The sequence below is a fragment of the Lacipirellula parvula genome, from assembly GCF_009177095.1.
GTDB classification, from domain to species: Bacteria; Planctomycetota; Planctomycetia; order Pirellulales; family Lacipirellulaceae; genus Lacipirellula; species Lacipirellula parvula.
Window position 1 is genome coordinate 732488 of the sequence record NZ_AP021861.1, and the last position, 13665, is coordinate 746152.

The 13665-nt window shown below is 61.8% G+C and carries 12 protein-coding genes; 2 read left to right on the plus strand and 10 right to left on the minus strand.

Translation table 11 applies throughout. The features are described from left to right. Nucleotides 1–43 precede the first annotated feature (43 nt). The 3 genes from PLANPX_RS02765 to PLANPX_RS02775 are packed head-to-tail and all read right to left on the minus strand — an operon-like array spanning nucleotide 44 to nucleotide 1052. Nucleotides 44–268: a hypothetical protein gene (locus PLANPX_RS02765; RefSeq protein WP_152097247.1), complete on the minus strand. Its 225-nt coding sequence runs from the start codon at nucleotides 266–268 to the stop codon at nucleotides 44–46. Continuing rightward, nucleotides 265–720 carry an SRPBCC family protein gene (locus PLANPX_RS02770; protein WP_152097248.1) on the minus strand — a complete coding sequence of 152 codons (456 nt, stop codon included), beginning with the start codon at nucleotides 718–720 and terminating at the stop codon, nucleotides 265–267. Before PLANPX_RS02770 ends, PLANPX_RS02765 begins: the two co-directional genes overlap by 4 nt. Beyond that, the gene (locus PLANPX_RS02775; RefSeq protein ID WP_152097249.1) at nucleotides 717–1052 is read right to left on the minus strand and encodes an ArsR/SmtB family transcription factor; all 336 of its coding nucleotides are present in this window, start codon (nucleotides 1050–1052) and stop codon (nucleotides 717–719) included. Before PLANPX_RS02775 ends, PLANPX_RS02770 begins: the two co-directional genes overlap by 4 nt. Before the next feature lie 195 nt (nucleotides 1053–1247). Between PLANPX_RS02775 and PLANPX_RS02780 the strand changes: the two genes are divergently transcribed. After that, nucleotides 1248–1931 (plus strand): DUF2293 domain-containing protein, encoded by a 684-nt coding sequence (locus tag PLANPX_RS02780; protein WP_152097250.1) that lies wholly within the window; start codon nucleotides 1248–1250, stop codon nucleotides 1929–1931. 194 nt (nucleotides 1932–2125) lie between these two features. Here PLANPX_RS02780 and PLANPX_RS02785 read toward each other — a convergent pair whose 3' ends face one another. From PLANPX_RS02785 to PLANPX_RS02815, 7 genes are all read right to left on the minus strand, one after another. Further along, nucleotides 2126–2713, minus strand: a complete 588-nt coding sequence (locus PLANPX_RS02785; RefSeq protein WP_152097251.1) for a mismatch-specific DNA-glycosylase — start codon at nucleotides 2711–2713, stop codon at nucleotides 2126–2128. 59 nt (nucleotides 2714–2772) lie between these two features. Beyond that, nucleotides 2773–3573, minus strand: a complete 801-nt coding sequence (locus PLANPX_RS02790; RefSeq protein WP_152097252.1) for a hypothetical protein — start codon at nucleotides 3571–3573, stop codon at nucleotides 2773–2775. 284 nt (nucleotides 3574–3857) lie between these two features. After that, nucleotides 3858–6872 (minus strand): beta strand repeat-containing protein, encoded by a 3015-nt coding sequence (locus PLANPX_RS02795; protein WP_152097253.1) that lies wholly within the window; start codon nucleotides 6870–6872, stop codon nucleotides 3858–3860. Nucleotides 6873–7181: 309 nt separating this feature from the next. Beyond that, nucleotides 7182–7574, minus strand: a complete 393-nt coding sequence (locus tag PLANPX_RS02800; protein WP_152097254.1) for a hypothetical protein — start codon at nucleotides 7572–7574, stop codon at nucleotides 7182–7184. A 14-nt stretch (nucleotides 7575–7588) separates the two neighbouring features. Then, nucleotides 7589–7933, minus strand: a complete 345-nt coding sequence (locus tag PLANPX_RS02805) for a hypothetical protein (RefSeq protein WP_152097255.1) — start codon at nucleotides 7931–7933, stop codon at nucleotides 7589–7591. 139 nt (nucleotides 7934–8072) lie between these two features. After that, the gene (gene lepA / locus PLANPX_RS02810; RefSeq protein WP_152097256.1) at nucleotides 8073–9869 is read right to left on the minus strand and encodes a translation elongation factor 4; all 1797 of its coding nucleotides are present in this window, start codon (nucleotides 9867–9869) and stop codon (nucleotides 8073–8075) included. Nucleotides 9870–10046: 177 nt separating this feature from the next. Beyond that, on the minus strand, nucleotides 10047–10496 hold the full coding sequence (locus tag PLANPX_RS02815; protein ID WP_152097257.1) for a VOC family protein: 450 nt from the start codon (nucleotides 10494–10496) through the stop codon (nucleotides 10047–10049). Nucleotides 10497–11125: 629 nt separating this feature from the next. Between PLANPX_RS02815 and PLANPX_RS02820 the strand changes: the two genes are divergently transcribed. After that, entirely contained in the window at nucleotides 11126–13591 is a 2466-nt protein-coding gene (locus PLANPX_RS02820) for a glycosyltransferase (RefSeq protein WP_172991819.1), read from the plus strand. Nucleotides 13592–13665: the final 74 nt, after the last annotated feature.

Below are 13665 nucleotides of genomic sequence, written 5' to 3' on the forward strand. Positions count from 1 at the left end.
ATTTTCTCTCTGTCACGCTAGGTAGATCGATCTCGCCTGATTGCTAGGCGCCAGCCGCGCTGGTCGAACCGCGGGAAAGCAATCGCCGCACGACATGGCCCTTCCACATCCACAGTCCCGACAGGACGAGGAGCGGCAGGAAGACGTATCTCGTCGCGGGGGCGTAGTTGGGAATCTCTTCGAACGGGCTGTAGACGTAGCCGATAATCGGCACGCTGAAAACGATGTGGATCCAGCGGAGGATCGTCCGCTTCGTGCTTTGGGTCATGTGGATGATCCTTCGGAGGTTTGGCTGTCGGTGTTCGTGAGGATGGCGACGAGCTGCTTGAGCATCTTCGCCCACCCGTACTCGGCGCCCTTGAATGCTTGCTCGCCCCATGGCGCCGCGAGGTCGAAGCCAGCGTGTTCGAGCCGCAGTCGCGTCCCCGCGCCTTCTTCTTCAAGCTCGAAGGAGACGCGGGTGTCGACCAGTCCGCCGGCGGTCCACGAAAACGCGAGCCGGCGGGGAGGTTCGCACTCCAGTACGGTGCAGCGAACAGTGAGCCCGTCGAAATTCGCCTGGGGATTGGGCGGTACTTCGAACGTAAACTGCCGGCCGACTTGCGGTGCGAAGTCGTTGGGGAACATCCACTCGGCAAGCGTGGCGCTGTCGGTGACGGCCTGCCAGACCTCTTCGCGCGACTGTGGAATCAGGATTTCTTTGCGAATCATACGGCTCATTGTTTGCCCTTCTTCTTCGCGAGCACATTCTGCAGCTTCTGCAGACGATCGTCCCAAAACCGCTCGTAGAGCGCGAGCCAATCTCGCACGGGGGCGAGACGCTCAGGAATGAAGTGATAGCGGCGTTCGCGTCCGTGCCGCTCCTCGGTCACGAGGCCCGCGTCGAGCAAGATGCGGAGGTGCTGCGAGATCGCCGGGCGACTGATTTCGAAGTGCGACGCGATCGCACTGACGGATCGATCGGACTCTGCAAGCAGATCGAGAATGTGCCTTCTGGCGGGATGGCCGATGGCTCCGAAGACGTCGGCATCGGGGTTTCGCGTGCTCACCATGCCGCCACTATAGGTAAGTGATTGCTTACGAGTCAAGCGGGCTGGTTGCGGGGCCAGCTTTTTTATATTGAAGAGGGGCGTGGTTCCTAGGGCGGAACTGTGTCACGCGGTTGGCTGCGGTCGCGCTGGCCGCGGCGATACGATGAATTGACTGGCGAGCCGAGAGCCACCGCTCGCAGCGACGGATGACGATGAATGAGCGCTGAGACCTACTCCCCCGGACCGAGTCCCGACACCGTCCGCGCTCCGGACGGAACCTTGCTGACGGCCCCTGCCGATTGGTCGCTGCTGCCGCCGGGCGATGCGGCGCTGACCCGCCGCGTGAAGGCCGCGGGCGACCATTGGGTCGTCGCGGAGAAGCGGGGCCGCAAGATGTTCTCGCGCGGCGTCTGGGCGCCTGCGGCGACGATCGCGCGGATTCAAGCCGATCTCGAAACGGAGCGTTCGACCGAGAGCTTTGCGAAGCGGAAGGTGGCCGATGCTCAGCGACGGGAGAAAGTTCAGGCGGAATACGTCGAAGATTTTCATGGTGCGGTCGTCTCGTTTCTTGCGTTTCACTCGGCCCATGCGCCGCTTGCTCAGCGATTCGCCACTGCCGTCACCGAGCATGCCACGCCGGTCGGCAGCGGCACGGTGGCCCGCACGAAGCGGATTCCGATTGAGCGCCGCGCCGAAGCGGCGGTCATCGCCTGGATGCGGCACCAAACGACGGCGTACGATTCGATGAAGATCCCGCGCGAGAAAGGGAAGCGGCGCGAGGTACGGCGGATGCTGGCGCAGCGGTCGAAAGAATTGCTTGAGCAATATCGCCGCGGCGTTGGCGCTGGCGGGCCTTGCCCGCTGCTGACGGCGCTGCAAGCCTCGCTCGCCGATCATTAGAGCCCTCCACGCTATCTATCGAAACAACTTTGCAACAACACTTTGAGGTCCCCTCCCCTTGAGGGGGAGGGTTAGGGAGGGGTGAAAGTAGCGGGTACCAGGGTTCCATCCCCCTCCCCAGCCCTCCCCTCCAGGGGGAGGGAGCCACACGTTTCTTTAATCCGTAAAATCCGCACTCTCATCGCTTCCAAGCCTCACTTCTTCCGCCGGCGATGCTCAGCTACGGCCCATACTCGCAACTCGCCAAATAGCTTCGCCAACGCCGCCGGTTGATAGTGCGCATTGAGTCCGCTCGGGTTCGGCAGCACCCACGCGTGGCTGCCGCCGAAGAGGTCTTTTTGTATGCCGACGCTCGCATCCTTCACGCCGGAGACGATGCGGTACGGGCCGATGCCGACGAAGGCGACGACGGTTGGTTGCCAGCGTTTGACTTTCGCTGCGAGTCGCTTGCCGCCGGCGCGGAGTTCGTCGTTCGTGAGTTCGTCGGCGCGAGCGGTGGCGCGCGAGACGACGTTGGTGATGCCGAGGTGGAGGTCGAGGAGCGAGTCGCTTTCAAACGGCGAGAAGAGTCGTGGCGTAAAACCGCCGCCGTAGAGCGCGGGCCAAAAGCGATTGCCGGGCCGGCCGAAGTGGCGGCCGATCGCGGCGGTGTAGAGCCCGGGATTGATCCCCGCGAAGAGGACGATGAGATCCTTCGCGAGCAGGTCGGGGACGCGCTTGTTCTGCGCGGCGGCGAGTTGGGCCTTCGTGGGCTTCCAGGGTTCTTGAGCTTTGCGTTTCATGGACGTTGGTTGCGGTGAGTCGCACTCTTGCGGCGCGGCTGTCGGGCTGAAAGACCAACCTACCCGGCGTTGCGTCGTCTGGAGGCTGCGGCGCGCTTCTTGGCGGCTTTTTCTTGCTTCGCGAGCTGCCGCTGCTTCCGTCGCGTCGTGATGTCGGTGGATGTCGCGTTGCTTGGTGTCGCTTTTTCTATTTTAGGCGACAGCTGCGCGGCGGATGAGTGGGGGCTCGCGATTGCGGGGAGAAGACGAGCGGTGTTTCGTGGCGATTTGGGCGCCGTTGCATCGTTTGGCTTCGTGTCGTCATCTGTCGCCTCGGCGATTTTAGGCGACAGTTCCGCGACGGCTTCCGCCGCTTCGTCGGCGAGCGGCGTGGCGGGGAATTGGGCGTGCTTCGGGCTCTCGCAGCGATCGGGTTGTGGAAAGCATTTGTGAAATGCTTGCTCGACGGCGGCGACGACTGGTTGGTAGAGCGCGGCTCGCTGTTCGGGGGGCGTTGCGGCGAGGGCGGCTTCGAGCACCAGGTCGAGCGCGGCCTCGACTTCGTGCTTGCGGGCCGTGTTGGCGCGGCGGCGGCCGAAGCGGTCGGGACGTTCGCGTTCGAGGAGCCACGCGGCGGCCCGCCAGTGGGTGCGGGCGGCGCTTTCCATCAGCAGCAGCGGGTTGGGGTGCGACTGTTGGGCGGCGCGGACGTCGCGATCGAACGCTTCGTCGCGTTGGCGTTCGCGCTGCACGGTGCGGAGGGAAACGTCGAGCTGCTCGGCGGCTTCCTCGAGCGAGTAGCTGTCGCGGACGAGCTCGCAGAAGCGCTGCTTTTTCGAGGCGTCGATGATGCGGCGACTGGCGTAGCTGGTGGCTTGCATGAGATCGGTCCTCCTCGGTGAGCGCGCGGGTGCGCTGGGAAACGTGGCGTGGCGCCGTGCCCCCGGTTTGAAGAACCGGGGGCTAAGGGAATGCGCAGCACGGTGGTTTACGTTAGAGGAATGGGTGGCCTAGTTTCAACACAAAAGTTGTGGGAATTATTTTGGAGGTTCTGGGGAGAATTTTGGGGGGCGCGGCAGATTTTGGGAGGGGTGCGTGCGGATTTGCCGCGCGGGATGGAGAGCGGTGGGCGCTGCCGACTGGTCGCTGAAGCGATCGGTCCCGGCTATCGCGTTTGGAGTTTGCGAGTGCGGCCGCGGGTTGCGAGAACGGGGGCGGCGGCGAGGAGGAGGAGCACTGCGGCGGCGGGTTCGGGGACGACTTCGCCGGCGGTGAGCGTGAACTGCAGGATGTTTCCCTTGTACGCGAAGACGCCGTCGAGGCCGTGGCTGTTGGTGAACTTGAAGTCGGCGATCGCGATCGTCGTTGAGTCGAAGTTCACCAGGTCGTAGGTCGTGCCGATGTTCCAGTTGTTGTTCGTGAAGGTGAATGCGTAGGTGGAAGCGAAGCCTTGCAGACCGCCGACGGTGAGGGAGTCGGACTGAGCCGGCGTGGCGCCGAGGTCGAAGACGAGGTTGCCGGAGGTCCAGAGGAGGTTGCTGGCCGTGAGCGTGCCGGCAGAGTTACCGGCGACGAGGTTGCCGGGGGCGAGGTTGCCGCCGTTGAGGGAGACGTTGCCGACGAGGCCGCTGCCGCCGAGCGTGGCGCCGGCGTTGACCGTGGCGCTGCCGAAGCCGAACGAGAGCGAACCGTTTACTAGGAGCGTGCCCGCGTTGACCGTCGTGCCGCCGATGAACGCGGTTTGGCCGGAGAGGGTGAGCGTGCCGTTTGAATCTTTCACGAGGCCGCCGTTGCCGGCGATGTTGCCGGCGAAGTTGCCGGCGTCGACGACGAGCATGGTCGCTGCATTGGAGCCAATGTTCACCGTGCCGGCGCCGAAGAGGGCGCGGACGCCGCCGGTGGAGAGATGGTCTTGGAAGTTGAGCGTGGCGCCGCTCGCGACGGTGGTCGACGCGGCGATCGAGGTGATGAATTCGAGGCCGCCATTGTCGGCGACGAGTGTTCCCGCGGCGACGTTGAGGGTCGCCTCGGCAGTGAGCGCCACCGCGCCGGTGGGGGCGAAGACGACGGAACCGGTTTGGCCGCTGCTGCCGACTTGCATCGTGGCGCCTTCGACGAGGAGGAAGTCGAGCGGCGCGAGCGTGAGCGTTTGGTTCGGCGCTGCCGAGAAGACGCCGGTTTGGTTGGCGGCGACGGAGACGAGTTGGATGCCGCCGTTGAGATTGCCGGCGAGGGTGGCGCTCGCGTGGGCGCGTAACTCGGCGGAGCCGAGGGCGACGTTGCCGGCGCCGAGGGCGGCGTTGTTCGTGACTTCGAGCAGGCCGGCTGAGACGGTGGTGCCGCCAGCGTACGTGTTCGGCGCGGTGAGCCGGAGCCGGCCGGCGCCCGTTTTCGTGAGGCCGCCGGCGCCGCTGAGGATCGTGGGGATTTGAGCGTTGCCGCCTTGCGTGTCGACGGTGAGCCCCCCTGCCCCGATGACCGCCGCATCGGCGGCGAAGCCATCGATGAGGGCCGTATCGACGACCGACGATCCGCCGAGGAGTTTTAGTTGGACGCCTGAGAGTGAAAGCGACGCCGTGCCGGCTCCGCGGATGATGTTCTCTGTGGTGATCGTTGTGTTGACCGCGCTGAGCAAGCCCGTGACGTTTGCGCTCTCGGCGAGTTCGATCGTTTGCGCCGTCACGTTCGCGCCGTTGGTCGCGTAGAACTCGCCGCCGTTGCCGCCGACGCCGATGGTGAGCGTTTGCTCGGTCGTCCAACTGGCGTTGCCGACGTTGACGACGCCGAGCGAATCGCCGGAGAGGCCGACTTGCGCCCACTTCGAGGAGATGGTGCCGCCGGTCATCGTGAGCGTTCCGCCGCCGTTGACGCCGACCGCGAGCGTGTTGGTCATTGCCCACGAACCGCCGGTGACGTTGACTTCGCCTTCGCCGGTCGCGTCTTGGCCGATGTAGCCGCTCTCGCTGTTGATGACGCCGCCGGCGCCGAGGTTGAGCGTCCCCTTGCCGGCAGCGCCGACGAAGATCGCGAGCTTGTTGGTCCACGTGGCGTCGAGGACGTCGATCGTGCCGGTGGAGCCCACGGCGAAGCCGATGTTCGCTTTGTTGGTTTCGAGCGTGCCGCCGCCATCGAGCGTGAACGTGCCGGCGCCGCCGTAGCCGACGTGGAACTCGCCGGAGATTGCCAACTCGCCGCCGGAGAACGTGGCCGTGCCGGTCGAGCCGCCATTTTGGGCGACGAAGAGTTCGGGAGCGGCGAAGTCGGCGTCGGTCGCGTCGAGCGTGCCGTTGCCGTTGAAGCCGATCGCGGCGACGCCCATCACCTGGACGGAGGCCAGGTTGGTGAGCGTGAGACTGCCCGTCCCCGCGGCGCCAACGGTGAGGTTTTCCGCAGTGGTGATGTTGCCGCCGTCGGCAGAGACGTCGCCGGTGGAACCTGCGTTGGCGGCGAGGATGAGGTTGTTTACCGAGAGGAGCGAGCTCGTGGCGTGGACTTCGCCCTTGCCGCTCACGCCGACCGTGACGTCGCGGGGAATGCTTTGGTTCTCGGCCTTCCAGGTGCTGCTCAAAAGATTCACGACGCCGTGCGAGCCGGCGGAGTAGCCGACGTAGCCGGTGGTGCTTTGCAGCGTCGAGGCGTTTTCGAGCGTGACCGTCGCGTTGCCGCCGTAGCCGAAGTAGACGGTGAAAGGAGATAAGTAGCTACCGTTCAAGTTGACGGTGCCGGTCGCGCCTTGATTGTAGCCAGCCCAGAAATCGCTCGTGCCGATGAACGCTTGCGTTCCGGCGGTAAGCGTGCCCTGTCCGCTGTAGCCGACGTAGAACTCGTTCGCCTGCAACTGCGTGTTGTTGCCGGAACCGAGTTCGATGGCGCCGGAGCCGGCTTGCCCGAGCGTGACGGTGCTGACCACGTAGCCGTTCGCGCCGGCGATTTGCGCCGTGCCGCCGTTGGCGATGACGATCGACTCGCCTTGGATGGGGACGGCGCCGCCGCTCCAGTTGGCGCCGGCGCCGAAGTTACCAGTGCCGCCGATCCAGTTGATGTCGGCGTGCGCGGGGGCGAGCGTGAGCGAAGAGATGGCCGCGAGGGCGAGCGCGATCGCGCGAGGGCGTCGAGCGTGGGCGGTGCGGCGGGCGAGGTTCAGGCAGCGCTGGGAACGGCGGAGGATTCGGTGAGGCATGGAGGACTGGCGTGGGCTCGGTGCGCTACGGCGGCGGTGGGAAGCAGGCGAGGGAGTGCGAATCTGCTAGGCATCGAATCTGCCAGGCATCCAGGATAGTTGGTTGAAATTGGCGGTCAATTTACTGGGGCGGTTCGTGGTTTTACGCGCTGTTGGCTCTGGTACGGTTGTGCGCGTTGGGCGGTTCGAGGCTTTGGTTGCTCTGCGGGTTGGATGTGGAGGAGCGGGTGTGATGGCGTTGCCTCTTGCGGCTGCGCCGCCCTGGTAGGCGAGTACGCCAACCAGGGCTACCCTGCGGAGAAGTTGGCGTTACCGCGTGATGTTCATGAACGGTCGCGGGAAGCCCCATGCGGCGGCCAATGCGTCGGCGGCTTCTTCGGGATCGAGGATGTCGCCCCAGGAGCCGTTTCGTAGATACGCATGGGCGAATTCGTGCGCGATCACGTAATGAGCGAACGACTCGTCGCAATCGGAGAGTCGCGGTCTGAGCACCACGCTGCGGCTGCTGATGCCGGCATCGTGCGGGGCGGCCATGAAGACCGACGAGCCCTCGCCCGGGACGTAGTTGTCGAGGGAGACCGTGAAGGAGGCGTCATTCACGAAGTCTTGCTGAACTTCCGTCGGTAGTGCCTCAAGTACCAGCAGGACGCGCTGGCCCAGCGGTTGGTGACGCTCGAATGATTGAAGGTAGGCGGCGAACATTTTCGGGCGGGCGTTTAGAGATGCACTGGAACGTAACGGATTTGCTCGTGCTCAAGTGGCGGCGGAGGGGGATCGATCCACGGCATTGTCTGCTGCTGTTCGTGCATTTTCGCGACGCGCGATTTGAACTCGCGAGTTAGTTTGAACAGCACGTCGCGTTCGGAATTGCCGTTGGCGACGATTTCGCCTGCGTCGCCGCCGGCGAGGTTTGCGACGCGACCGTTCATTGAGCCGTCAGCGGTTTTGCTGACGTAAATGATGCATGAGAAGGCTGGGACGGGAGGCTTGGCGCCGCCGGTGATCTCAAGTGGTTTGGGGGCGGCGGGGTTAGGTCCACTTGCGCTCGATGGTGTGGTCATTGTTGTACGTTCGATCTGCGAAATTAGCTTGCTGTACTCGGGGGCGTGCCAGCGACTGGAGGCGCAGGACATTGGCGGTGGCTTGCCTCTTGCGGCTGCGCCGCCCTGGTAGGCGAGTACGCCAACCAGGGCTACCCACTCAATCGTCCTCGGCACGCAGCACGGCGATGAACGCTTTTTGCGGGATGTTCACGCTGCCAAACAGCTTCATTTTGGCCTTTCCCTTCTTCTGCTTCTCGAGCAGCTTTTTCTTGCGCGTTACGTCGCCGCCGTAGAGTTTCTCGGTGACGTCTTTGCGATACGGGTCGACCGTGGTGCGGGCGATGATCTCGCCGCCGATGGCGCCTTGGATCGGGATTTTGAATTGATGCCGCGGGATTTCCTTGGCCAGCTGTTCGCAGTAGTGGAGCGCCCGCGTGCGGGCCTTGTCGCGGTGGACCAGGTACGAGAGCGTGTCGACCGGTTCCTTGTTCACCAAGATGTCGACCTTCACCACGTCGGTCTGGCGGTACTCGATCGGCTTGTAGTCGAACGAGCCGTAGCCTCGCGTCAGCATTTTCAGCTTGCCGTAGAAGTCGAAGAGGACCTCGCCGAGCGGCATGACGCTGGTGACTTCCATCCGCTTGGCGGAGAGGTAGTCCATCGTTTGGCTTTCCGAGCGGTGCTCGCGGCAGAGTTCCATCACGCCGCCGACATATTCTTCGGGGGTGATGATCGAAGCCTTGATGTACGGCTCGCTGGCCGATTCGATCGACATCGGGTCGGGCCAGTACGTCGGATTGTCGACTTCCATTTCCGAACCGTCGCGCAGCTGCAGCTTGTACTTCACCGACGGCGCGGAGATGACCAGGCCGATATCGAACTCTCGCTGCAGTCGCTCTTGGATCACGTCGAGATGGAGCAGGCCGAGGAATCCGCAGCGGAAGCCAAACCCGAGCGCCGCCGAGCTGTCTTTCTCGAAGGTGAGCGCGGCGTCGTTGATCGAGAGTTTTTCAAGCGCCTTCGTGAGTTCCTGATACTCGCCGGTATCCATCGGGTAAATCGATGAGAAGACGACCTGCCGCGCCGCTTGATAGCCGGGGATCGGTTCGTCGGCTGGCCGATCGAGCAGCGTGAGCGTGTCGCCGATTTCGATGTCTTGCACGCTCTTCACGCCGGCGACGATGTAGCCGACTTCGCCGGCGCTGAGTTGCTGACGCGGCACGAGTTGGAACTGGTTGTAGCCGACCTCGTCGACCTTGAAGTCGCGATTCGCGTGCATGAAGTGGATCGTATCGCGCGGCTTGAGCGTCCCCTCCACCACGCGGCATTGCAAGATCACGCCGCGGAACTTGTCGAAGTGAGCGTCGAAGACGAGCGCCTTCAGCGGCGCGTCGGGATCGCCGGTCGGGGGCGGCAGCTTTTCGACGATGCCTTCGAGGACTTGGTCGATGTTCACGCCGTTTCGGGCGGAGATCGGAATCGCAGCGAACGGATCGAGACCAAGTTCGGCGTCGATCGCTTCTTGAGCGCGGTCGATGTCGGCGGATGGCAAGTCGATCTTGTTGATGATCGGCAGCAGTTCCAAATTGTGTTCCATCGCCATGTAGAGATTGGCGACCGTTTGGGCCTCGACCCCCTGCGACGCGTCGACGACGATCAACGCCCCTTCGCACGCCATCAGCGAGCGGCGGACTTCGTGCGAAAAATCGACGTGGCCAGGCGTGTCGATGAGATTCAGCAGGTAGTCTTTGCCGTTGAGAGCGCGATAGTTGAGCGTGATCGTGTTGCTCTTGATGGTGATGCCGCGCTCGCGTTCGATGTCCATCGAATCGAGCATCTGCTCGTGGAGATCGCGCTGCGCGATGCCGTTGCAGTTCTGGATGAGCCGGTCGGCCAGCGTCGACTTGCCGTGATCGATGTGGGCGATAATGCAGAAATTGCGAATGTGTTCCATGCTGCAATTTTAGCAGGATACGCCGTGCCGCAGCAGGGCCGACCTGGTTGTCCTGCGACTTCACGCGTGTGGCGCAGCCTTATGCGGTAGTACTGCGGCGATGGTTTGGCTTCTTGCGGCTTCGCCGCCCTGGTAGGCGGGTATGCCAACCAAGGCTACCCACTTCGCGCTTGCTGATTAGCTTGGCGCTTGGGCGAGGTCCCACACGTAGCCGAACGGGTCGCGCAGTCGTGAGCGTAGGTCTCCCCAGATCTCTGTGCGCGGCGGGAAGATTTCCGCGGCGCCCTGCTCTTTCATCCGCGCGCTCGTCGCGGCGACGTCGTCGACGTAGAGGTAAAACTGAAACGGCGGCGCGTGGCTGGAGTCGGCCGGCGGTTGGCCGTCGAAATCCCAACCGGTTTTGTTGAGGGTGAAGTTGCAACCGCGGTAGCGCATCCGCGCGAAGAGGAGTTCGCCGTTCTCGCCCGGCAGTTCGAAAATCGCGACGAAGGACAACGCCTGCGCGTAGAAGTCGACCGCCCGCCGCACGTCCGCACACGCTATCGCGGTGGTGAGCCAATTAAGCCCCGGCCAGGGGTGGGGGCGATGCTCGACGTTGTCGAACCAGTTCAGGTTGTCGGCGCTCATGTTGGTTTTCGTCTATTGAGTGTGGTCGTTGGCTGGGCGATGCTGTGCAGCGGTCGGAATCGCAGCTGATCAGTCCGTTGCGAATTAGAGGCTCTCGGTGACGTCTCAGCTAGCGTGAGCGCTGCGCATGTTACCGTCGCCTCTTGCGGCTGCGCCAGCCTGTGGCAGGCGAGTACGCCAACCAGGGCTACCCGCTGGATTCCGCAGCAGGAAGTAAGCTCACCGCCCCACCCTGCTCTTGCGATGGCCACCCATAATCGGCATTGATCTAACTACTAATTGTTTAGTAAATAGTGGCGCGACCGGCGGAAATGGTAACGCTGCCAGGAGATCCACGGACTTCGTGCGGGACTTTCCAGCGCGTCTGGGACGACGCTTTCGTTGCATTATTAAGCTCGCGCGGCTGGCCACTGGCCATCACGTTGCATTCGGTTTTCAAAAAAGAATCGTGCTTATGTGTAATAGTCGAATTTAAGTTCAGTACCTGCGGTTGGGCCGACAGCTGGGAACTGAGGAAGCGCGTTGCATCTTAGATTTTCGTACGTCCCGTTTTACGCGATTTGCCGATAACCAATAGTCGGCGTGTAGTGCCCAGCTTTCCAAGTACTTGACCCGCATGGATGCGAGGTATGTTTCAAAACTCAAGCAAAGCGTTAGCAAGGGCAGCGACTCCGACGTCAAACGGCATTTCGCTCGTCCTACCTGCATGGAATGAAGCTGAATCAATCGAGCGCGCCGTTAGTGAAGCTGAAGCCGCACTGGCGACCGTTTCAGACTGCTTCGAAGTCATTGTTGTAGACGATGGGAGTTCTGACGAAACTGCCGTACGCGTGACAGCGATGGCAGCCACAAGACCTTCCGTGAGGCTGATTCGGCATGAAGCGAATCGCGGGTACGGCGCTGCATTGCGATCTGGATTTGAGGCGGCCAACTTCGAGCTGGTCGCATTTACTGACGCCGACTGCCAGTTCCACTTAACTGAATTAGATCGCTTCGTTTTGCTCTCACGAGACTACGAAATCGTTTGCGGTTATCGAATTGATCGCAAAGATTCGCCGCTTCGTTGCCTCTACTCTCGCGTCTACAACCAACTGGTGAGATTGCTGCTTGATACAGGCGTGCGAGACGTCGATTGCGCTTTGAAGATGTTCCGGCGCGAGACGTTGAACGAGTGCGACATCACGGAGAATGGATTTCTGGTCAATGCGGAAATCATCTCACAGGCTCGACGGCAAGGGCGATCCATCGTCGAAGTTGGCGTTTCGCACCGGCCGCGCGAGGCCGGGACGAGTACGGTGTCGATTGCGCACATACCTGTAGTGTTGGCGAGTCTGGTTCGACACTGGTGGAATAAGGTGCAGTTTTCAGCAGCTGACGGCCAATCAGCAGTGGAAGCGAAACTATCGCCAGAGAAGGCTGCAAGCGACCGCCGCTTTCGCTTTGCAGAATTTATTTTGATTTTGGTTGCCGCGATACTCCTGCTCTCAAATCTCAACTATCCTCTGATCGATCGAGATGAAACTCGCTACGGCGAAATACCTCGTGAGATGATTGAGTCAGGCGACTGGACGCTGCCAACGCTCAATTTCCAGCCGTACTACGATAAGCCGGTATTGCTCTATTGGTTGTGCGCGACGAGCTATTCAATATTCGGAGTGTCGCCAGGAGCCGCTCGGATCATTCCAGCAATTTGCGGTTTGGCGACGCTGCTCGCGACAGTCTGGTTGGGAAATCGGGTATTCGGACGCCGAGCAGGATTCTTTGCGGGGCTGGCGCTCTTCCTTTCCGTTGGATTCTTGGGAGGAAGTCGAATTCTGTTGCTCGACGGGTTACTGACGTGCTTCACGACCATTTCGTTTGTGGCCGCATATGAAGCAGTGAAGAGTGACAAGCTAAATTGGAAATGGTGGACGATAACGGCGCTTGCAGCCGGGCTTGGGTTTTTGTGCAAAGGCCCAATATCCGTCGTGCTACTGGCTCCGCCGCTCGTTATGCATTGTTGGCTAACGAAGAATCCCGCGCGTTTACTAGTGCGACACTGGGCGTATCTATTTGCGATCGTCGTCTTCGTGAACGCTCCTTGGTTCTACGCTGTTTCGCAGCGAGACCCGGCGTTTATTGGCGAGTTTTTCTACCGTCATAATCTGCAACGGTTCGCTGGCGCATTTCATGCTGAGCCGTTCTGGTACTTTGTGCCTATTTTGCTTGTCGCCGGGCATCCCTGGACGTTCATGGCAATTCCGTATGCGAGTTTTCTGTGGTCCAAGAAAGACCCGATCCGGAAGCTCAGGTCTCGATCACTTAGCTTCCCCGTACTTTGGAGCGCTTGGTGCTTCGCTTTTTTCTCGATGTCGAGTTGCAAGCTGCCAACCTACATACTGCCGGCCGCTCCAGCTTTTGCTTTGATGATTGGGCATTATCTAGATCGTGCAGTGTTTGCGTCGATCGGCGAAATTGGCGCTGAATTCTCAAGGCGCTGGTCGCCTTGGCTCGCGAGCATGGCGACTTGCTTGGGTGGAATTGGGTTCACCATTTTCATGCTGATGAGCGGCCTAGAATCCTGGACTGCAGGAGCGGCAATCTCGAGCCTCTGGATTCTTCTGGCGGCCGGAGCGGTTCTTTCAATGCGGCGCTGGCCGACGCCGGCATTCCAGTGGTCTGTCTGCGTTTCAGTCACGCTCATTCTCAGCGCGGTTGTGCTGCACCGAAATATCCCGCGCTTCGCGTTCGCAGAGACAGTATTTGGAAGTGGTTCGCCGGTCGCGTTGGACGTGAGGGGCACGATCCCAATGGCGACGATCGGTCACGAGTGGTCGTCCGTGCCATTTGATCTCGACCGAAACGACGTTCAGCACTTCGAAGCGAATTGCATGAGCGACTTGATCGAGTACGCGGGGCAGCACGAGCAGGCGATTTTAGTCTTGAAGACGGACCAGCAAGTTGAATACCTGCGGAAATCGCTTCCTCCTGGCAAGCATCTGATAAAGGTCGCCGATCGAGGACCGGCCAAAGTGGTACTGGCCGTAATGGACGCGCCTGGAGAGGCCGCCCTGATTGGCGCAAAACCGGTCGCCAACATCAAGAATATTCGTTGAGCCATTGGCGCAGGAGACTGCGCGCAGTGCACTCTTCCGACGCGAGCTTTGTCGCGAGGCCAATCCGTCGCGCT